Here is a 21,399-nt window from a genome sequence, read left to right on the forward strand (position 1 = left end):
GCGGTGAAAACATTATAAAAGGGGGGAGATAGTCTACCTCTTTTATTTGTATATGATTTACGAGGAGGAAGAGTATGGAAAAAAAAATGTTAGAGCTAAGAAATTTGCACAAAACTTATTGTACAAAAAAAAGCAATGTAAAATATGATGCTTTGAAGGGTATTAATTTTGAGGCAGATGACGGTGATTTCATAGCTATTATGGGGGAATCTGGGTCGGGGAAAACAACTACTTTGAATATAATAGCTTCATTGGATGTTCCAACAAGTGGTGAAGTTATTATTGGTGGATTAAATATTTCGAATATGAAGAAAAAAGAGATATGTGCATTTAGAAGAGAAAAGCTTGGGTTTGTGTTTCAGGATTTCAATCTTTTAAATTACTTTTCAGTTAAGGATAATATAGCTTTTCCGCTTGTGCTTTTAAATACAAAGAAGAAAGAGATTGATGAAAGGGTTAATGATATTGCTGAAAAAATAGGTATAACAAAGCTATTGGATAAATTTCCTTATGAAATATCAGGTGGAGAAAAGCAAAGAACAGCGGTAGCAAGAGCACTTATATGTAATCCACAGATTGTATTGGCAGATGAACCTACGGGAGCATTAGACTCAAATAATTCAGAACAACTGATGGAATTGTTTAAGGCATTTAATAATTGGGGGCAAACAATAGTAATGGTAACTCATAGCATTAAGTCGGCTTCAAAAGCAAAAAGAGTTTTGTTTTTAAAGGATGGAGTTATTGGGAATACGTTGGATAAAGGTGAAAAGGATGATATTGAGTTTGAGAAGGAAATAGCTTCATTTTTATATAATAGCGGAAAGGAAAGCCACTATGAAACAGTTTTTTTGGGCAAGAATAGCATTTAAAAATATTTATGAGAATAGAAAATTACATACAGCGAATCTGATTGTCAGTGCTTTTACGGTTATGACGTTATATCTGTATATTTTTATGGCGACAAATCCGGGGCTTAAAAATGCCAAAGGGTATTCGGCATTAGTGCTTATGCTGTATCTTGGATGCGTCTTTTTATCATTGATCACGTTGGTGTTTAAAAACTATACCAATAGGATATTTGAGAAGAGAAGACGTAAAGAGATGGGACTTTATGCAGTCTGGGGACTTGAGCCGGGGCATATAAGTAGTATCCTTGCATATGAAGCATTGTATATATATCTTGCATCGATATTTGCGGGACTTTTGGTCGGAGTGATACTTCAAAAATACATATATGAATCATTGTTTGTTTTGATGAAATGCAATGCGCAGTATGAGACCGGGTTTGATCTTAAAAATGTATGGATCACAATGATAATTTTCTTTTTTATTGACGCAATAATTCTTTTAAAGAATATGAGAAACATACGCGTTCAGAATGTGATCACTTTATTAAAAGATGAGAACTCGGATCAGGTTGTAAAAAAGCTCAGAACTTCGGATATTGTAAAAGGAATTATTGGAATTGCCATGATCGCGGGCGCATATATCTATGTGAATGTGATCGATGATTTTGTAAACAGCATATCAACCATATTCATAGCACTTGTCATTATCTTTTGCGGAAGCTATCTTGTGATATCCTGTCTTGTCATAGCGATTGAATTTGCGCTTAAGAAAAGGGATAACATTTATTATAAAAATAGATTTTTTACAACAATAGCAAAGCTTATAGCAAGGACCGGAAACAATGCGCTTTCTCTTGTTGTCATAAATATTCTTTTTTCATGTGTGGCTATAGGCGGTGCGACCACTGTTTCCTTATATATGGGAACTGACAGGCAGGCAAGTGCGGCTTTTAAAGTTGACGGAGATATAATTACAAAACAAAAAGAAGATCGGGATGCTGTTGAAAATATAGTAAGGAATGTTGCAAGTAAAGCGGGCACTGAAATCGAGATTCTTAGAGCATACGACGAATATGCGTTTCCTACAGTATTTGATGAAGCAAAAGGCAGTTTTTCAAATGATAACGTACCCGTAAGAACGCTTCCGGATATTCTGTGTTTTATGGATCTTGATGATTTTAATAAATATCAGAATGCAGATTTGTCACTAGAAGATGATGAGATTTTTTTCATATCCGATGAAGAAGTAAGCCCGGGTTCCTATGAATATATAGATGTTTATGGCAAGAAAATGAAAGTTAAGGAAATTATCGATGGACCTGCTTTCTCAGAAATAGACAATATAAAATATGCGTATTCGTTTTATGTAATAACAAAAGATTATACGACGATTGAAATGATACGTGAGCATATGGAGAATCAAGGTGTTCATAGATTGATTTCTCATTGTGTTGATTATTCTACATCAGGATCCACGGAAGATAAGATGGAGGTTGACAGGCTTCTTGACGAGGAACTTAGGAAAATCGATTCTGTTAACTATTTTGACAGTAATATTACTCAGAGAAGGACCAGATATGAGAGAAATGCTATATTTCTTTTTCTTGGAACGTTTATCAGCCTGATATTTGTGATATACATGATCTTTATTATGTATTACAAGCAGATACAGGAAGCCGTGGATGATCTTGATAATGTGAAGATAATGCAAAAGATAGGGATGAGTGATGGCGAGATTAAAAAGAGTATTTTTGCTGAGAGCGGGATATTGTTTTTTATCCCTATTGTAATGGCATTTATTCATGTTGCCGCATGCTTTGGGATTATATGCGACGTGCTCAAATTATTTATGCTTACAGATGTAGCTTTTGCAGGGAGATGTATATCTGCATTTTGTATAGCAATCTTTTTGGTTTATGTGATCATGTATCTTGGCTCATGCAAGGTATATATCAATATGGTTCTTCATAAAGACTGAAATTTACGAGGGGGATGAATATGGAGTTAAAAGACAAAATGGCCAAATACTGGATTACATTATATCCGGAAGCACCGCAAAAAGATAAGATCGATGGTTTTCTAAAAAATGCCTGGGGAGAAGGCATTGACGAGCTTTTAAACAGAGTTCAGAACAATAGGTTCTATAACAAAGAAGATGTATTAAAGATGATAGATGATATCTTTTTACTTCCGATGAATAAAGAGATATTTGAGTTTGAAAAGAGGTGTAAATCTTCGATTTCTTATTACAACTTTTTTAGACCTATCGTCAATTACTGCTTTTGGAAATACTATGACAGGATAACGGCGCTTAATTCAAAAGTCAGCTTTGACTGCGTGATGATGAACAATCTTGAAGAAATATCAAGATATGCAATCAAATTTCTTGTGCTTGACGTCAATTACATGAAAGATGCAGGGAAGCTTATAGGAGCAGATCATGAAGAAAAATTTCGCTATTATGAGGAAACTATTCTTTCAGATGTTAACATGCTAAGAGAACTGTATGACAACTATTATGAGTTTGTGCGCCTTGCAATGAAAATGACAGAACACTGTTTTGCTTATTGTGAGGAGATTATAAGAAACTTTTACAAGGATAAGGAAGAACTTAAGAAAAAGCTTGAAATAAGCAAAAATGATGATATAGACATTGTTTCCATAAAGATTGGAAGCGGTGATAAGCATAACGGGAAAAGTGTTGCGAGAGTTCTTTTATCAAATAAGATGCAGGTCTTGTATAAGCCGCATTCTCTTGAACTTGATAAGAATTTCAGTGAGTTTATCAAATGGGTAAATCATAAGAAAAATGGGGATATGCTTGATCTAAAGGCAGCAGAATGTATGTCTTTTAACAGCTATTCATGGGCTTTCTACGTAAGGAATAATGAAGTAAAGACAAAAAGCGGGGTAGGCAGATTCTTTTACCGTGCAGGGCAGATACTTGGAATTATGTACATGCTAAACGGAGTGGACTGCCACTACGAAAATATCATTGCGGACGGAGAATATCCTGTTTTGATAGATACGGAAACTTTGATGCATCCCGTTATAAAAGGGTGTGAGAACGGAAATAATGCATCGGAGGATCTTATAGGTAAGATCGCAAGGGAGCATATATTTGAATCGACACTTTCAACAGGACTTTTGCCATATTTTATTTTGGGAAGCGAAGAAGGTGCAGAGCGAGTTGACGTCGGAGGCCTTAGCAGTGTGGCTGATTGTAAATATCCGTATAAATCCATTGATTTTGTAAAAGCAAACTCTGATGAAGTTAAGCTTAGGAGGGTATACCATTATATTCCAAAGGCGTTTAACTGCCCTTCGTATAAAGGGAAGATTTATGAAGGAATTGAATATAAAGATGAAATTATAAAAGGCTTTACGGCAGTCTATAAATGGGTTCTGGAAAACAGAGAAGAGGTACTTGATTATATTAGAGATAATTTCAAAGATACAACGGTTAGGATTCTCATGCGTGCAACGAACATTTACGGACGACTTCTTGAAACGAGCATACATCCCGATTTTCTTAGTGATGACATAAGCAGAAGAGTGTTGCTGTCCAGAATATCAATAAATGCGACAAAGGAATACCTAAGCATTGTTCCACATGAATGTGAGAGCCTTGTTGATAATGATGTTCCGTATTTTACATGCAAACTCGGGGGAAAAGATGTTAAATGTAATGGGCATACAATTGCCGGATTGATAAAGGAATCACCCGTTGATGCTGTTGAGAAAAAGATACTGAAATTCAGTAACAGAGACATGATGCAGCAGATTCATTATGTAGAGGATTCATACAGATTAAAGGAAAGTACATATGAAGCAGATATTTCAGGCGTGGTTTTCTCGGATGCTTCGAAAGAAATAAGTAATAAAGAAAAAGATAATAAGAATAAGTGTATTGATTTTGCAAAAAAGGTTGCGGATTATCTCATTGATTATTCTATAGAGATGGACATTGAGGGGGAGAAGTACAGAGGTTGGCTTACAAGTTTCCTAAAGGGTAACAGCGATAAATTATGTGAGATGGGATTTGCTTCATACAATATGTATGCAGGCATCACGGGAATAGGTATGTTTCTCTTAGAACTTGCAAAACTTACGGGGATAGAGCGTTATATAGATGCAACCAAAGATTGCTTAAGAGCGATAAGATACAAGGTCAATATGCTTGGTAATGAAAAGAGTATTAATCTTGGCAGTTATAACGGGATATCAGGATATCTGCTTTTTATGTATGATGCAAATAAGCTCTTTCAGAATCCGCAGATCGATAAAGAAATTGACGAGATGCTTGATATCATAAGAAAAAGAGTGGATGAAGCTGAGTTTTATGACGTTATGCAGGGAGATGCAGGTGGAATCCAGGTCTTAAACTACATCTACAGAGACGGAATCGGATATCAAAATAAGACTTTGGAGATAATAAAAGCGATTGTTCGCAAGATGTCTGACAGACTGTTTAGCAGTGATAAAGATGAAATAAACTGGATTGGTACGGATGATATCAGCCGCTATTCTGGATATGCTCACGGTGTTGCGGGAATTATAGCGCAGCTTGCAAAAGTCAGAGATATATTGGATACGAAGAAGATAGATAAGATGATAGGTGCCATGCTTTCGTATGAAAGAAGCTTTTATTGCGTGGAAAAAGAAAACTGGTTTACCAACACGGATATGGATGAGATAGGAAACGGATGGTGCCATGGTTCACCCGGTATCCTTCTTGAGAAAGTCTTTCTTAAAAAGAGCGGCTATACGGATGAATTACTGGATAAAGAATTTGATATTGCATTAAAAAGAACTATTGAGCTCTCTATAGGTTGTACACATTGCTATTGCCACGGTGATATAGGAAACATCGATATTATCGGTGCCGCCGCAGATGTGATGGGCGATGAAAGTTTAAAGAAACGATGCCATGCAACTTATGATGTTACATTTGATAAAAATCTTACAAGACTGTATAACGGCCGGGCATTCAGGGGCGGAGACGTTGTCGGGCTGATGCTTGGAAGCACCGGCTTTGGTTATTCTGCATTAAGATGCGCCGCATCTGAAAAAGTAAAGAGCATATTGGCATTTTAGAATAATATAAGAGATATTTGTTGAAATTAGGGAACTTCAATGAATATCTCTTTTTATTTTTGTTCTTCGGTATTATAATAACAGTGCACTGTCATCGTAGTAGCACCGAAATGACTGCTGATTGATTTTATATTTTATATAAAATAATCTAAAAAACAAAATGGGAGATTTTTGTTATGAAAAAAACAGTTATCGGAATATGTGATGATGAATTGCAGATATGTAAGATCATCGAAAAAAAAATACGAACAATACTACATAAGCTATACGGGGATGATGATGAGTATTTTGATATCAGAGTGTATTGTTCGGCAAAAGATTTACTTGAAAAAATTGAAAATATTGATATTGTCTTTTTAGATGTGGAAATGCCTGAGATGGATGGCATGGAAGCCGGAAAAATTATCTTTGAAAGAAATCCCGAGTGCAGGATCATAATTGCAACAAGCAATGAAAAAAGGTACAGTGAAGCTTTTAGGTTCTATGCTCACAGGTATCTCAACAAGCCGTTGCAACAAGAGGAAATCAGAGAAGCTATAGTATCTGCGGTAAGCAGAACTGTCGGAAACAGCACAATCGAAGTTTACCAGAATAAAATTAAATACAATATTGCTCAAAATGAGATTTATTATATAAGATCTTATAACGGATATATACAGATCTACACAGCGAATGATGTGTTTACCAAAAATATGTCATTGGAGCAGATTGAAAAAGAGCTGGACGATCGATTGTTTTTTAGGATACACAGGCAATATATTGTCGGCTTTAAGAATATATCCGGTTTTTTTAAAAATATTGTAAAGCTGATAAATGGAGAAGAATTAGAGATATCAAGAAGAAACCGCATTAAATTTGAGCGGGCATATGTGGAATATGATCTGAGTTTTGGAGACTGACATGGCTATTGGACTAACGATGATCTTTTTTGTGTTCTCTTTAATTGAATCGCTTTGGCTTTTGCGATGTATAAAAATAAAATTTAAGAATCAATATTTTATTGTCATTGGAATGGCAGTGCTTTTTGTGGTTCTGATGGCTCTTAATGGTAAAGTTGAGTTTAAAAATTTGTGCGCAGTTGCTTCTATTATTGCGTTTGTTATAACTTTACTTGTTACTGATAGTAAAATGATATCAAAGCTTGAAAGTACAGTTCTTGTCGTGCTTATGAAAAGCTGTGTGATATTATCAGTGGAAACATGGTACATAGATGGTGTTTGGCTATCAGTTGGAAAAGAGTACATGGAATCTTTTATATGTTTTCTATCTGAATTTGTAATGATAATCATTTTTGGCTATATTTTAAAAATGATATTGGATATATTGAATGTTGAAAAAAAGATAAAAGCCGCTGAAAGACTTGATTACGTGTTTTTGATAGGGTGTTTTGATATTTTTATATGTATTTTTTTTATTTACAAGTTAATACAGACCTCATATTTTAAAGGTTTTTTTGTAAAGACAATAACAAGTTTTGCCGGAATATCATTATTGTTGGTGGAAATTGATATTCTGTATAAAAAATGGCTGACAGTGCGGGTTCAAAACTATGCGAAAGCGGAGCATGAGCTAAATGAGATGCAGAAAAATTATTATCTGTCTCTTTTGGAGAAAGAAACGGATACCAAAAAATATAGGCATGATATGAATAATCATATAATCTGTATCAAATCATTTATTGATGAGGGAAAGTATGAAGAACTCAATAAATATATAGATAATCTCTACGATCAGACAATATCGCTCGTTAATAAAGGCTTTCATACCGGAAACAGTATAATTGATGCGCTTACGAATTATTATGTTGAAAATTTGAATCCGGAAATCGAAATCAATCTGGAAGGAAAGATTGTAAAAGAGCTGAAGATAGATGATATCGCACTGTCATCCGTTTATTCGAATATGATCGTCAATGCAATCGAGGCGCAAAAATTTATACCCGATGAAAAGAGGAAATATATAAATGTGACTCTTAAAGAGGGTAAAAAATATGCTCAAATAATTGTAAAAAATACAATGCAATATGAGCGGATTGAGAATACGGATAATATAGAAACTATAAAAGACGATAAAGAGAATCATGGTTTCGGACTTGCGAATATAAGAAAAAGATTGGATGAAAACCATGGGAATCTCGATATTGAAGCTAAAGACTATGAGTTTTGCATAAAGGCAACTTTACCGTTGGTGAGCGGGGAAGTATGATGTGTTTTGTTGCTGTTAAAAAGGTCTCTATGATATGTTTTATCATAGAGACCTTTAATGTTGGTTGGATATTGATTTTAGAGTTGTTTCAAACTCTATTAAAGCCTTATAATTTGGGTCAATAAATCAGTCTACAAAATATTCCGCAATCTGTGCCTCATAGGAGTCGCGAAGATCTCCCGGAATGTCATACTCATCCAAAGCCTCGGCAACAGACCAATGTTCGTTTACCATCGAGCGAAGAATGCTGCGAATGACACGAGAATCAGAAGCCTCAATAGTTGCGGCGTTATTCATAATCATACCCTCCTCCATTGACAATGGATATAACATTTAATCATATTTTTTGATATAATATATTATATCCTACAACATATTGTAGCTCAAAAAAAATCAGATACAAGTATTGACATTTGTAAAAAAATGGAGATTTATAGGAGCTTGGCTCAGATGAAGATGCTTTTACGCGAAAGTAATCTATAAAACTTAGAATTGTAGGAATAATCACAATGTTAATCTGCGTTGCTTGATGCAATGAATACATTTTACTAGGCTGATACTATAATACACGAGGAGGACACAACTATGTTCAGCGAAAATTTAAGAGCAATGCGAAAAGAAAAAGGTTATACTCAGGAGGAGCTTGCGATAAAGTTAAATGTGGTAAGGCAGACAGTCAGCAAGTGGGAAAAGGGATTGTCGGTTCCTGATGCAGATCTTTTGGCTATGATATCGGATGTGTTGGAAACACCTGTAAGCAGGCTCCTTGGAGAAAAAATAAACGAAGCGGCTGATAAAAACGAGATTGCGGAGCAACTTGCCAAGATAAGCGAGCAGCTGGCCATAAAGAACAGGCGCAGTAAGAAGCTCTGGAAAACGATTGGAATCACAATACTTGTTATTGTGGCTCTATATATTGTGCTGATGGTAGTAAGCTTTTTTGCATTTACTACTGTTTGGCATACCACTACGGAGCGCATTGAGAGTATAGAGCTCGATGAGCCCGCAGACGGAGAGGAAGGTATGAATTAAGTCAAATCAGAGGAAGCGGAGATAAATTGAATAGACAGCGTAAACACCTTAAAACATGTGGGTTTTGGGGTGTTTATTTTTTTTTAATTTTTTTTCGTTTAAGAAAAAAATATTAGCTCCGATAAAAATAGTGTACGAGAGAAAATGAGTTGAAAAAATAAACGCCGAATATGACTTTGGAGGTAAAGAATGAAGAAGAATACAGTTTTAAGAGTAATCAGAATTGCACTTGCAACAATGATCACAGCAACAACAGTAACTGTAAATGTAAGAGCCATGGACGGCGAAGTTTTTGAGAATATTGAAAATGATCAGGAAGATGTAAACACAAACGAAGAAGTATACAACGAATCAGTTGAGGAAGCAATGGAAGCTGAGACAGCAGCTGAGGAATCAGTTGAAGAAGCAGTAGAGATCTCTGCTGAGACAGTCGAGGCAATTGCAGAAGGAAATGAGGAAGCAGGAATTGAGGCAGCAGATGTTACAGACGGTGGAGCAGTTGCAAAGGAAAGCGTTGAGGCATTTGTTGAAGCAGTAGAGAGCCTTCCGGTAGAAGAAAACCTCAATGAGGCAGTAGCTGAGCTCAACGAAGTAACAGAAGAGCTCGTAAAGGTTGACGAAGCAGACCGCGCAGCAGATGAGAGCGCAAAAGAGACGGTTGAAACTGCAGTAGCAGCTCAGGAAATCGCAAACAGCGTAGTTAATACAGTTGAAGAGACAAAAGAGCAGGCAAACGGTCTTATAGATATAATATCAAGTGAAGATGCAGATGCCGAGCAGGTAAGCGAGGCAATGGACAAGCTTGATCAGATCACAGAAGATGCAAAAGAAAATGTTGAGACAAAGAAAGCTGCTTTCGAAGCACTTTGTGACAAGTTCGAAGTGGCAAAGAGACAGCTCGAGGGTGCACAGAAGGTATATGATGAGACAGTTAAGCACCTTAAGAGTGATGACAGCAATGTAAACAAGGCAGCTCAGAAGCTTGAGGCAGCTAAGAAGAATGTAGAAGTTCTTTCAGAGGCTTGCGACAACGCAAAAGAGGATTTTGAGAAAGAGCAGGCAGCAGTTGAAGATATTCTTGCTAAGAAAGAAATTTCAGACAAGAACAAAGACTGGAAGACACAGGACAAGCTCATGGAGAGCATTATAAGCGGATATATCATTCCCAACTTTATCGACAAGGATGCAACAAATATCAAGTATACAGAGATGCTCAGAGGATTTGACCGCCAGAACAGTTCATATACTGTTGTTACATATTTGGATAAGGACAACAACACAGTAAAGCGTTATTTCAACATCGACAGAACAGACAGACAGTTCAAGGAAAACGATCAGTGGTACAGACTTGGAAGCTCAAGAGAAATCGTAGTGTACGAGAAGCCTGAAGAGGATATCACATCTTCAGTATATCAGAAGAATCACTTCGGAAATTTTAGTGTTACAAACCAGTTCAAGGCAGATGTAAATTCAGGAAAATATGATGTATATTCATTTGATTATGCTGACGGAACAAATGAGTTTAAGTGCATTGATGAGCTTGAGGCAGGCGTAGAGAGCGGAGAGATTGAGTTTGTAGACGGTGTTTACTATATGAACGGCACAGCAGCTCGCAAGATTGTTCAGACAACAAGCGGAAATGCAAAAGGAATCAGAATTTCAACAAAGGATGATGCAGGACTTAAGGCATTTATCGAAAATGCTTCAAAGCTTGTTGAGAAGTATGAGAAGTACGGTGAGATCATTGCAGATACACAGGATAAGGTAGAGGAAGCATCAGATAAGGTTGAAGCATTGAAGGATGCCATTGACAATATCGAAGAGAACAGAGTAAGAATTTCAGCAGATCTTGTAGCAGATCTCAGAGATTATTTGAGCGAAGAAGATATGACAAGAGTTCTTAATGCAGGATCGACACAGAAGGCAGTACAGATTCTTGAAAGCATCCTTGCAGGCGCAAAAGAGGATCTTGACAATGCGGCAGCAGAACTTGATGAACTTATTGAGAAGCGCGATGAGATCAAGGAGAGCTTAAGCGTAAGCGAAGAGATAGTTCTTGTAGAGAACGCAGCAGAAGAGGCAGTTGAAACAGTAGTAGCTTCAGAAGTAGTTGAAGCAGTAGCAAATACAGAAGCAGTTGCAAATACAGAAGTTCCTGCAGTAGCAGCAATCCCGGTTGTAGCAGACAACAACGTAGAAAATAACATCGAAGGCAGAAGATATGAGACAGAGACAGTTGCAGAAGAAGTAATCGCAGAGAATCCTGTTGAAGTTGTACTTGCAACACTTGCAGAGATTTTTGAAAACACAGTTGCACCTGTAGCAACAGCTATCACAGCTCAGAGCAATACAGCAAACGAGAACGTATCAGAGAATACTGTAAGAGTAACAGCAGGCGAAGCAGCAGGTGAAGCTCAGCAGATCACAGAAGAAGCAAATATCGCACCTGTAGATATGCTCGGACAGATCCTCGGAGCAAAGAGATACAACAAGTACAACAAGGAATTCGAAGAGTTCACAAATAAGCTTGTTGGTCTTGAGAACAGCGAAGCAGCTTTCGCAGGAATCGGAGCTACAAAGAATATTAAGGCTCTTGCAGAGATGGATACAGAGAGTGGAATAAAGATCAACTGGTTATGGCTCCTTATTATCGCAATCCTTCTTATAACAGAAAAGAAGATTCGCGATGAGCGCCAGAAGAAGGCTCAGGAATTGAAAGCAGCATAATACAGATCTTAATAATATAGAGTATTAAAAAAGCGGGTCCTTAGGGATCCGCTTATTCTGTCATATCCGTAGGAGCAACTATCATGTTTATTGCTTCTTTTGCGACTTCATAGATTGAAGCCATCTGTTTTACATTCTCGTCGTCAATTTCAGCAAGGCGTCTGTACTGCGAATTAAAATATGCGCTTGCCTGTTCAATGGTGGTACGGGAAATAATGTGGCCGTTACAGTACATAGTGCCTGTCTCGGCATTATATTTGCCGGATGCACCGCGTGCCTTTTGGGCATCGCCAACGCCCATGGATTTTGCAAGTGAATGAATGAGATCTTCTCTTTCGTTTGCCATGATACTCGCCCTCCCCATATTCGTTTGTTCCTTTCTAAATTATATCTTATTTTACGGTATTTACACAATACCGTAGCTTTTTAAGTATAATTGAATCAAGAAGAATTTACAATTTATATTTTTGAATGAAAATAGAGAAATAAAACACAAAATGGCTATAGCAATATAAAAACGGTATAGGAGGGAAGGAAGTGGCAAAGTATGTAATGGCGCTTGATGCGGGAACAACCAGCAACAGATGTATTTTATTCAATGAAAAAGGAGAAATGTGCAGCGTATCTCAAAAGGAGTTTACGCAGTTTTTTCCAAAACCCGGATGGGTGGAACATGATGCCAACGAGATCTGGCAGACTCAGCTTTCTGTTGCGCGAACGGCGATGCAAAATGTGGGCGCAACCTATGAAGATATCGCTGCAATAGGCATAACAAACCAGCGCGAAACGGTCATAGTCTGGGATAAAAAGACGGGACAGCCCGTTAGCCGTGCGATTGTGTGGCAATGCAGACGAACAGCCGATTATGCGGCGCAGAAAATGAAAGAAGATCCGCAGATAGTAGAGAAATTCCGTGAAAAGACAGGGCTTAAATTCGATCCGTATTTTTCAGGAACCAAGATAAGATGGATACTTGAAAATGTGGACGGAGTAAGGAAAAGGGCGGAGAACGGCGAGCTGTGTTTTGGTACGGTAGACTCCTGGCTTATCTATAAACTAACAAAGGGAAAGGTTCATGTTACTGACTATTCCAACGCATCAAGAACACTTTTGTTTAACATAAATACACTTAAGTGGGATGAGGAACTATGCAAAAAACTTGACGTTCCGATGCCGATGCTGCCTGAAGTAAGACCGTCAAGCTATATATACGGAGAGACAGATCCTGAGTTTTTCGGTGGTGCCATAAAGATTGCGGGAGCTGCGGGAGATCAGCAGGCTGCGCTCTTTGGACAGACTTGCTTTACGGAAGGCGAAGCCAAAAACACCTACGGAACAGGGTGCTTTATGCTTATGAATACGGGAGATAAGCCGATTTTTTCAAATAATGATCTTCTTACCACGATAGCATGGGGGATAGATGGGAAAGTCGAATATGCCCTTGAAGGTTCGGTTTTCGTTGCGGGAGCGGCAATCCAGTGGCTTCGTGATGAGCTTAAGATCATAGATTCATCGCCCGACTCAGAATATCTTGCAACAAGAGTTGAAGATACGAACGGATGCTACGTTGTTCCGGCATTTACTGGACTTGGCGCGCCGTATTGGGATCCTTATGCAAGGGGAGCTATCATGGGACTTACAAGAGGCGTTAATAAATATCATATAGTCAGGGCAACGCTTGAATCATTGGCATTTCAGACTTACGACGTTCTTCACGCAATGGAACTTGATACGGGTAAAAAAATACAGTCGCTTAAAGTGGACGGCGGTGCTTCAAACAATAACTTTTTGATGCAGTTTCAGGCAGATATCCTTAATACCGATGTGCTTAGACCGGCCTGCGTAGAGACAACGGCAATGGGAGCGGCATATCTTGCGGGACTTGCAGTTGGATATTGGAAGAGCAAAGAAGATGTGATAAAAAACCAGGCTGTCGATCGAAAGTTTGAACCTGATATTTCTCCGGAAAAAAGAGAAGAAGAATTAAAGGGATGGCATAAAGCGGTGAAAGCAACGCTTTTGTGGGACAAGCAAGATTGATCTGCAGTGCGTTAAACATATTATCGTAGGCAAAAAGGAGAATGGTTATGTACGACGTGGTGATAATCGGCGCAGGAGTTACGGGGGCAGCAGTTGCATGGAAACTTGCAAAATATGATATTAAGACTTGCGTTTTAGAAAAATGCAGTGATGTTTGCGAAGGTACATCAAAAGCAAATTCGGCTATCATACATGCCGGATATGATGCTGAGACAGGCTCATTAAAGGCAAAGCTCAATATTAGGGGCAATGAGATGATGGATGAGCTGTGCAAAGATCTTGATATTCCTTTTAAAAGAATCGGCTCACTTGTTGTGTGCCTTCATAAAGACGCACTTTCCGGGCTAGACGACCTCTACGAAAGAGGCGTAAGAAACGGAGTTAAGGGGCTCAAGATCCTTACGGGAGAAGAAGCTCTTTTTATGGAACCAAATCTTTCCGAAGATACGCAGGGAGCTCTTTTTGCCCCAAGTGCAGGTATCATCTGCCCGTTTGAACTTAATATCGGGATGGCGGAAATTGCGGCAATGAACGGGACGGAGTTTAGGCTGAACACGGAAGTTAAAGATATCAGGAAGCAGGATGACGGCAGTTTTAAGATTTTTACCGATAACGGAGAATTTGACGCGAGATATGTTGTAAATGCGGCGGGAGTGTATGCTGACGTTATCCATAACATGGTAAGTTCAAAGAAAATCCATATAACACAGAGGCGAGGAGATTATTGTCTTCTTGATAAGCAGGCGGGAAAACATGTAAGTCATGTTATTTTCCCGCAGCCGACAGGGCTTGGAAAAGGAGTGCTTGTCGCACCTACCGTTCACGGTAATCTTATTGTCGGTCCGACAGCCGTTGATACGGAGGATAAGGAGGAAACAGCAACGACAGCTTTGGGCATTGATGAACTTACCAAAAAAGCGGGCGATAATGTGAAAAATATACCGCTTAATAAGGTTATAACCTCTTTTGCGGGGCTTCGTGCGCATGAGGACAATAATGACTTTATAATCGAAGAAGTTTGCGATGTTCCGGGATTTATAGACTGCGCAGGGATAGAATCTCCGGGACTTACAAGTTGTCCCGCAATAGGTGAGATGGTCTGTGATATTTTGAATGATCGCATGAATTTACGGGAGAAAGAAAATGTCATAACAAAGAGAAGAGCTGTCAGAAGTACGGCGGGGCTTTCCATAGAAGAGGTGAATGAACTTATAAAAGAAAATCCCGCTTACGGAAATGTTATATGCAGGTGCGAATCGGTGACGGAGGGCGAGATACTTGATGCGATCCACAGGCCTCTCGGCGCAACGACGCTTGACGGAATAAAGAGAAGGACAAGAGCCGGAATGGGAAGATGTCAGGCAGGCTTTTGTATGCCGAGGACCATGGAGATACTCGCAAGAGAACTTGGGCTTTCATATGAAGATATTACAAAGTCCGGAGGGGGCTCGAACATAGTTGTAACGAGAACCAAAGGGGAGGTGAAAAGACCATGAAGTCATACGATATAGTTATCATCGGAGGCGGACCTGCAGGTCTCGCGGCAGCTATAGCCGCCAAAGAAGCGGGAAATGACAAAGTTCTTATTCTTGAGAGGGACAAAGAACTTGGAGGCATCTTAAATCAGTGCATTCACAACGGATTCGGTCTTCATACCTTTAAGGAGGAACTGACAGGCCCCGAGTATGCCGACAGGTTCATAAAGAAAGTTTTTGAACATGGTATAGACTATAAACTTGAAACCATGGTGATGAATATAGGTCGTGACAGGACTGTAACTGCCATGAACAGGGAAGACGGCATGTTTACTATACCTGCAAAGGCGGTCGTTCTGGCCATGGGATGCAGGGAGAGGGCAAGAGGAGCGCTTAATATACCCGGTTACCGCCCTGCCGGGATTTTTACGGCAGGTTGTGCGCAACGACTTATAAATATTGAAGGATATATGCCGGGAAAAGAAGTGGTCATCCTTGGCTCGGGAGATATAGGCCTTATCATGGCAAGAAGAATGACACTTGAAGGAGCCAAAGTCAAACTTGTTGCGGAACTTATGCCATATTCGGGCGGGCTTAAGAGAAATATAGTGCAGTGTCTTGATGATTATGGGATTCCGCTTTTACTTTCTCATACAGTTGTTGATATTGAGGGAAAAGAACATATCAAGGCGGTTACTGTAGCAGAAGTCGGGGCTGACAGAAAACCGATTCCCGGAACGGAAGAAAGATATACTTGTGATACGCTTCTTTTGTCATGCGGACTTATACCTGAAAATGAGCTGTCTGTCGCTGCGGGAATAGAGATTGATCCTGCTACCGGCGGTCCTGTTGTTAATGAGCTTCTTGAGACAAGTATCCCCGGAATCTTTGCATGTGGAAATGTGCTTCATGTACATGATCTTGTCGATCATGTTTCGGAAGAAGCGATGAGAGCCGGACAAAATGCAGTCAAATATATAAATGCAGAATCTAAAGACTATTAAATAACACACAAATAATACCTCATGGAAAGGGTTGACAAGAATTCTTGTTATGGGGTATTATTTGTATAAGTTGACAACAATACTTGTCAAAATGATAATGATAGTTGTCATATGGAAGGGAGCAAATTAATCTATGCCATTAAAGAACCATCTCAAAGAGTTGCGCGCGCGGCTGGGAGTAAACCAACAGGAGATGGGCGCACTTGTTGGAACCAGCAGGCAGACAATAAGTCAGATAGAGAGAGGTGATTATTCACCTTCCGTTACACTTGCGCTCAAGATAGCCAAGACATGCGGTGTAACTGTTGAAGAGGTCTTTGAGTATACTGAAGAATAATAGCAAAAGTTGATTGACATATGATGTATTCATATGCAGAGGGAAAGATATGCAGATTGATGATATGAAAAAAGATATAAGAATAGACAGCAATCGTAAGACAGTGCTTAAATTTATAGCTTTTATGCTTTTGGCTGTATTTATGGGATTTATTTTTGGAATTGTAATGGATAATGAAATAATCAAAGCGTGTTTTATTTCGGCTTACGATGTCTTAAGGCAATATGAATTACATTTTTATCTGGTATTAAATATCGTTATGTGCTCTTTATGCATAGGGTTATATGTAAAGAGTAAGATATTGGCGGAAAAGTGGGATGGTGTAGATGAGAATCAAATCGATAAGATTGATGTATACCTGGATATTGCCGGTTCGATTAATTGGTTTACATTGATTGCAGGAGTGATGCTTTGGGGGCTTAGTATAAGTAATATTAAGAGATGGGCAGATCCTAAAACAGCATGGATAATACATATGGTCTTGGTATTTTTTTGTATTGGATGGACATTTACCATGAGAGGGAAAATAATGTCGTTCAAACACAAGCTGGATTGTGAAGAAAAAATACATGTATTGGATTTGCATTTTGAGCGTAAATACTTTGAGAGCCGAGATGAGGGGCAGAAGATGATAATATATAGAGCAACTTATGATGCTCACAAGGGACTTCACTATATCTATGCAGTTTTGTTCTTTATAGCTATTACGTGTAAATTATTCTTTGGCACAGGAGATTTTCCCGTTGTTATTATATGTGTTGCATGGTTTATGGAAATGATGATTTATACAAAATCGGTATTTAAATATAAATATCAGGATAAAAAAGAAAGAGGGAGATAAAATGACAAACAAAACAGTTAACAAGAAAGAAGTATTTAAACTGATAGGGATATTGGTTATCATGATGGTCGTAGGATACGGTCTGAACATAGGTGTTGGGATAGTTGCGGCATATTTATCATATGCAGGTATAACTGTTCCGTTTATATTCTATTCGTTGGCACTTTATATTCCGATGATCGCGATCGCATTCTTATATGTGCGCAAGAAGGGCGATAATTTATGGAAGGAGTGCGGATTTAATAAGATTAAGACAAGTACGGTCTTTTTAACAATTCTTCTTACTGTAGTTTCTTATCCTATGGTCATGTTTACAAATGTTTTTTCGCAGCTTTTTGTCAATAATACAATGGCGCAGGCTACTGATGACCTGGTTGGAAATACGCCGGTGCTTTATATGATCGCAATAGCTCTTTTGGCTCCTGTATGCGAAGAGATTTTACTCAGAGGCTTTTTCCATAACAGATTAAAGAAGCTGGTTCCGTTTACCGCTGCGGCAATTCTGTCAGGCTTTTGGTTTGGAGTGTTTCATCTTAATCTTAACCAGTTTTGCTATGCATGGTTGTTGGGAGTTGTTTTTGCTTATGTGAACAGGGCAAGCGGAAGTATTTATACATCTATGATCATGCATGTTGTTATTAATTCTTTTGGCGGTATTATACTCTATTTTCAAAATATTTATTACAAGAGTCAGGGAAAAGACTTTGCAGAGGTTGCGGAGAGTGCAAGGGCGGACAGTAAACAGATGATCATAACTCTTGTTGTGACGGGAATTTTGTCTATAGGTTCTTTTTTCCTTACAAGACTTATCATCAAAGCTATTGCAAAGCGTGAAGGTACAAGTGCAGTTGAGGATAATGCCGCTGCTTAAAAAATTACATTCTTGAAGAAAAGGGGCAAATATGATCAGAGCAAAAAATCTTGTAAAAACTTTTACCAAAACAGTTCAAAAAAACAGGAAGATTGAATTTAATGCGGTTGACGATATCTCTTTTGAAGCGGAGAAAGGAGAAATAGTGGGGCTTCTTGGACCTAACGGTGCGGGAAAAACTACGCTTTTAAGGATGCTTGCGGGACTTATGGCTCCGACGGAAGGTGAGGTGTCTGTTATTGCGGGCGACGGAGAGACAGTCCGTGGTGAAAATCTTAAAAGACATATCGGTTATTTGTCTGCCAATACAAAGCTTTACGGTAGATTTTCGGCAAGAGAGATTCTAAAGTTTTACGGGCGTGTCTATGGTATGGAAGATGAAGCTATAGACAGGCGAACGGAAGAGATAATAAATGTTTTGGGAATGGAGAAGTTTGCGGACAACAGAATCGACAAGCTTTCCACGGGCCAGATGCAGAGAGCGTCCATTTCAAGGTGCCTTATCCATGATCCTGAAATATATATATTTGACGAGCCTACGCTTGGACTTGATATCCTCAGTTCCTCCGCGATCATTGATTTTATGAAGGCGGAAAAAGAGAAGGGAAAAACAGTTATATATTCAACGCATTACATGGAAGAAGCCGAGTATCTGTGCGACAGGATTGTTATGATAAACGAAGGAAAAATAGTATGTAATGATTCTTTCGATAATTTGAAGAAAGATACCGGATCACAGAATTTAAGAGAAGTGTTTAGAAAGCTTATAGAAAACAAGATGGAGAGTGCGGCTAATGAATAATAAGTGGAAGATTATTAAGACACTGTTTTTAAAAGAAGTATGTGATGTTCTCAGAGATAAAAAAGCGATTATGATGATGGTGTTTGTTCCTGTGATCGTTTATCCGCTTATCATGGTTGTTTCTATGGCGATAGCAAGCATGGTTGACGGAAATAATGATAGAGTATACGACATTGTCGTATATAATGAGAGTTCAAGATTTGATGCAGAGAATCTTGAAAATGTGTTAAAGGAAAATGCTGTAGAGAAAAATGAAGAAGACGGAAGTGAAGAACAGCTTTACAGCATAAATTATGAAATTTCAGATAAAAAGATAAGTGAAGAGGAATGCAAAAATAAGATCGATGATAAAGAATTTGATGCATATATCGAGATAACCGATATAGATGAAAAAATGGACGTTAAGGCTTTTTACATGGAATCCGTAAATGAGTCATCGGATGCTATGGATAAGGTGAGAAAAGCCGTGGACAGCATTTCGGATGATATTGTCCAAAAAAATGTAGAGAATGCAGGGCTTGATACAAACAGCTTTTTGAATCCGATTTCTTTTGAGAAGAGCGGACTGTCGAGTGATGAGCAGATGGCGGGGATGCTCATGGGAATGATCTTGCCCATGATGATCATTCTATCAATACTTATAAGTGTTATGCATCCAAGTATAGATCTGACTGCCGGAGAAAAAGAGAGAGGAACGCTTGAGACGCTTTTGATGCTGCCTGTTTCGGGTAAGTATATAGTTTTGTCAAAAACTCTTACGGCGGCAATGTGCGGAGTGGTTACGGCAATTCTTAATATATTGTCTATGTCCGCTGTTTTCATTATTTTTATTGAACAGTCAAAAATAGCAGGAATGATGGGCGGATTCAATATTGAGTTTTCTTCTTTTATTTCGGCAATGCTGATTACGTTTCCCGTTATAATCGTAACTGCATTGTTTATGAGCGCAATTTTCATGTGCTTTACATGTTTTGCCAAGTCATACAAGGAAGCGAACAGTTATATGTCGCCCGTAATGATCGTACTGATGTTTCTTGGTTATGGTTCGATGTCACCTACCGTTGAACTTAATCAATATATTGCGATTGTTCCGGTACTCAATGTATCGGTTTTGATTAGAGATGCACTTAATTTTAAACTTGATTATTCAATGTTTCTATTGGTTTTATGCAGTATGGTACTGTATTCGGTATTGGCGATACTGTTTCTTTCAAAAGCTTATAACAGCGAGAATCTTTTGTTTGGAGATGGGAAAAATGCAATTTCTCTTTTTGAAAAGAGAAGTAACATAAAGAAAGGTATGCCTGTTACAATCGGTGATCTGTGCTTTATATTTCCTGTTGTTATATTGATATATTTCTTGCTCGGGGCATTGATTCAAGCAAAGTATGAACTTGTGGGAATGCCTTTAAGTCAGTTTCTGATACTGGTCGGAATACCTGTTGCGTTTTTTGTATATGCAAAGAAAGACCTTAAGAAGGTATATTCCTTTAACAAGTGTAGTCCTCTTAGTTTGGTGGGAGGAGTTCTTACCGGAATCGGCGGATTCTTAATAGCGTCGATTCTTGGAGATGCTATTATGAAGGTGACAGGAATAACGGTGAATGAAAGGCTTGTCGATACATTTATGAAATTCTATTCGCAAAATGTTATTCTTGTAACCGTTTGTGTGGCTCTTACACCGGCAATAGCGGAAGAAATGTTTTTTAGAGGAGTATTGTTTAGCGCATTAAAAGATAAATTAAAACCTGTTTATTCGGTTCTTATCGTGTCTGTATTATTCGGATTGTTCCATATGGATCTCATTAAGTTCTTTACAACAGGAGCTTTGGGAGCGATATTGTGCCTTTTGACATACTATGGCGGAAGCATATTCCCTTCAATGTTTGCACATTTTACAATAAACTTTGTCTCGATTATTTTGACAAAATATGCGACAGAGCAGATGGCTCAATCGCTCAATAATCCTGTCTTTGGAATTGTGGGAGTTGCTGCGGTGGCAGTCGGATTGTTTATCGTAAAAAATTCAAACAAGAAAATTGTGGAAGTGGTAAGCGCCGCGGAAACATGATAGCATCAGGTGTGATGCATAAGTTCTTTTTATAATAATTTAATAT

16 protein-coding genes and 1 pseudogene are annotated in these 21,399 nt (G+C 38.4%); 15 read left to right on the forward strand and 2 right to left on the reverse strand.

What is annotated here, in order from left to right; genetic code table 11:
• Positions 1–74: 74 nt before the first annotated feature.
• The 5 genes from DL92_RS17780 (at position 75) to DL92_RS0100410 (ending at position 8,153) form a co-directional block, all read left to right on the forward strand.
• A complete protein-coding gene (locus DL92_RS17780) occupies positions 75–872 on the forward strand; it encodes an ABC transporter ATP-binding protein (protein WP_081816792.1) in 798 nt (265 codons plus the stop codon).
• A complete protein-coding gene (locus DL92_RS0100395; RefSeq protein WP_026666579.1) occupies positions 838–2,829 on the forward strand; it encodes an ABC transporter permease in 1,992 nt (663 codons plus the stop codon). The genes DL92_RS17780 and DL92_RS0100395 overlap by 35 nt, the downstream gene beginning before the upstream one ends.
• Positions 2,830–2,849: 20 nt before the next feature.
• On the forward strand, positions 2,850–5,948 hold the full coding sequence (gene lanM / locus DL92_RS0100400) for a type 2 lanthipeptide synthetase LanM (RefSeq protein ID WP_026666580.1): 3,099 nt from the start codon (positions 2,850–2,852) through the stop codon (positions 5,946–5,948).
• 176 nt (positions 5,949–6,124) lie between these two features.
• The gene (locus DL92_RS0100405; RefSeq protein WP_026666581.1) at positions 6,125–6,847 is read left to right on the forward strand and encodes a LytR/AlgR family response regulator transcription factor; all 723 of its coding nucleotides are present in this window, start codon (positions 6,125–6,127) and stop codon (positions 6,845–6,847) included.
• 1 nt (position 6,848) lies between these two features.
• Positions 6,849–8,153: a sensor histidine kinase gene (locus tag DL92_RS0100410; protein WP_026666582.1), complete on the forward strand. Its 1,305-nt coding sequence runs from the start codon at positions 6,849–6,851 to the stop codon at positions 8,151–8,153.
• A gap of 126 nt (positions 8,154–8,279) precedes the next feature.
• Here DL92_RS0100410 and DL92_RS20900 read toward each other — a convergent pair whose 3' ends face one another.
• Positions 8,280–8,456 (reverse strand): hypothetical protein, encoded by a 177-nt coding sequence (locus DL92_RS20900; protein ID WP_155833743.1) that lies wholly within the window; start codon positions 8,454–8,456, stop codon positions 8,280–8,282.
• A 282-nt stretch (positions 8,457–8,738) separates the two neighbouring features.
• Between DL92_RS20900 and DL92_RS0100425 the strand changes: the two genes are divergently transcribed.
• Both DL92_RS0100425 and DL92_RS0100430 read left to right on the forward strand, forming a co-directional pair.
• Positions 8,739–9,185, forward strand: coding sequence for a helix-turn-helix domain-containing protein (locus DL92_RS0100425; protein ID WP_026666583.1), 447 nt, complete (start codon positions 8,739–8,741; stop codon positions 9,183–9,185).
• 189 nt (positions 9,186–9,374) lie between these two features.
• On the forward strand, positions 9,375–11,912 hold the full coding sequence (locus tag DL92_RS0100430) for a hypothetical protein (RefSeq protein ID WP_026666584.1): 2,538 nt from the start codon (positions 9,375–9,377) through the stop codon (positions 11,910–11,912).
• A 52-nt stretch (positions 11,913–11,964) separates the two neighbouring features.
• Here the strand turns inward: DL92_RS0100430 and DL92_RS0100435 are convergent, their stop codons facing one another.
• Positions 11,965–12,258, reverse strand: a complete 294-nt coding sequence (locus DL92_RS0100435; RefSeq protein WP_026666585.1) for a hypothetical protein — start codon at positions 12,256–12,258, stop codon at positions 11,965–11,967.
• A 191-nt stretch (positions 12,259–12,449) separates the two neighbouring features.
• Here DL92_RS0100435 and glpK point away from each other — a divergent pair, with 191 nt between their 5' ends.
• The 8 genes and pseudogenes from glpK (at position 12,450) to DL92_RS0100475 (ending at position 21,353) form a co-directional block, all read left to right on the forward strand.
• Entirely contained in the window at positions 12,450–13,952 is a 1,503-nt protein-coding gene (gene glpK, locus DL92_RS0100440) for a glycerol kinase GlpK (RefSeq protein WP_026666586.1), read from the forward strand.
• 47 nt (positions 13,953–13,999) lie between these two features.
• On the forward strand, positions 14,000–15,448 hold the full coding sequence (locus tag DL92_RS0100445; RefSeq protein ID WP_026666587.1) for an NAD(P)/FAD-dependent oxidoreductase: 1,449 nt from the start codon (positions 14,000–14,002) through the stop codon (positions 15,446–15,448).
• Positions 15,445–16,416, forward strand: a pseudogene (locus DL92_RS17785) (NAD(P)/FAD-dependent oxidoreductase); the annotation flags it as partial. The gene DL92_RS0100445 and the pseudogene DL92_RS17785, both read left to right, overlap by 4 nt.
• Before the next feature lie 148 nt (positions 16,417–16,564).
• On the forward strand, positions 16,565–16,768 hold the full coding sequence (locus DL92_RS0100455) for a helix-turn-helix transcriptional regulator (RefSeq protein ID WP_026666588.1): 204 nt from the start codon (positions 16,565–16,567) through the stop codon (positions 16,766–16,768).
• Between the two features lie 49 nt (positions 16,769–16,817).
• Positions 16,818–17,609 (forward strand): DUF3169 family protein, encoded by a 792-nt coding sequence (locus DL92_RS0100460; RefSeq protein WP_026666589.1) that lies wholly within the window; start codon positions 16,818–16,820, stop codon positions 17,607–17,609.
• A 1-nt stretch (position 17,610) separates the two neighbouring features.
• Positions 17,611–18,480 carry a CPBP family intramembrane glutamic endopeptidase gene (locus DL92_RS0100465; RefSeq protein WP_026666590.1) on the forward strand — a complete coding sequence of 290 codons (870 nt, stop codon included), beginning with the start codon at positions 17,611–17,613 and terminating at the stop codon, positions 18,478–18,480.
• A 31-nt stretch (positions 18,481–18,511) separates the two neighbouring features.
• On the forward strand, positions 18,512–19,282 hold the full coding sequence (locus DL92_RS0100470) for an ABC transporter ATP-binding protein (RefSeq protein WP_026666591.1): 771 nt from the start codon (positions 18,512–18,514) through the stop codon (positions 19,280–19,282).
• Positions 19,275–21,353: an ABC transporter permease subunit/CPBP intramembrane protease gene (locus tag DL92_RS0100475; RefSeq protein WP_026666592.1), complete on the forward strand. Its 2,079-nt coding sequence runs from the start codon at positions 19,275–19,277 to the stop codon at positions 21,351–21,353. The genes DL92_RS0100470 and DL92_RS0100475 overlap by 8 nt, the downstream gene beginning before the upstream one ends.
• Positions 21,354–21,399 lie beyond the last annotated feature (46 nt).

Source organism: Butyrivibrio sp. AE2005 (assembly GCF_000686965.1).
GTDB lineage: Bacteria > Bacillota > Clostridia > Lachnospirales > Lachnospiraceae > Butyrivibrio > Butyrivibrio hungatei_A.

Coding starts and splice junctions, on each gene's coding strand:
- DL92_RS17780 (WP_081816792.1), top strand. CDS start 75: ATGGAAAAAAAAATGTTAGAGCTAAGAAATTTGCACAAAACTTATTGT.
- DL92_RS0100395 (WP_026666579.1), top strand. CDS start 838: ATGAAACAGTTTTTTTGGGCAAGAATAGCATTTAAAAATATTTATGAG.
- lanM (WP_026666580.1), top strand. CDS start 2,850: ATGGAGTTAAAAGACAAAATGGCCAAATACTGGATTACATTATATCCG.
- DL92_RS0100405 (WP_026666581.1), top strand. CDS start 6,125: ATGAAAAAAACAGTTATCGGAATATGTGATGATGAATTGCAGATATGT.
- DL92_RS0100410 (WP_026666582.1), top strand. CDS start 6,849: ATGGCTATTGGACTAACGATGATCTTTTTTGTGTTCTCTTTAATTGAA.
- DL92_RS20900 (WP_155833743.1), bottom strand. CDS start 8,456: ATGATTATGAATAACGCCGCAACTATTGAGGCTTCTGATTCTCGTGTC.
- DL92_RS0100425 (WP_026666583.1), top strand. CDS start 8,739: ATGTTCAGCGAAAATTTAAGAGCAATGCGAAAAGAAAAAGGTTATACT.
- DL92_RS0100430 (WP_026666584.1), top strand. CDS start 9,375: ATGAAGAAGAATACAGTTTTAAGAGTAATCAGAATTGCACTTGCAACA.
- DL92_RS0100435 (WP_026666585.1), bottom strand. CDS start 12,258: ATGGCAAACGAAAGAGAAGATCTCATTCATTCACTTGCAAAATCCATG.
- DL92_RS0100445 (WP_026666587.1), top strand. CDS start 14,000: ATGTACGACGTGGTGATAATCGGCGCAGGAGTTACGGGGGCAGCAGTT.
- DL92_RS0100455 (WP_026666588.1), top strand. CDS start 16,565: ATGCCATTAAAGAACCATCTCAAAGAGTTGCGCGCGCGGCTGGGAGTA.
- DL92_RS0100460 (WP_026666589.1), top strand. CDS start 16,818: ATGCAGATTGATGATATGAAAAAAGATATAAGAATAGACAGCAATCGT.
- DL92_RS0100465 (WP_026666590.1), top strand. CDS start 17,611: ATGACAAACAAAACAGTTAACAAGAAAGAAGTATTTAAACTGATAGGG.
- DL92_RS0100470 (WP_026666591.1), top strand. CDS start 18,512: ATGATCAGAGCAAAAAATCTTGTAAAAACTTTTACCAAAACAGTTCAA.
- DL92_RS0100475 (WP_026666592.1), top strand. CDS start 19,275: ATGAATAATAAGTGGAAGATTATTAAGACACTGTTTTTAAAAGAAGTA.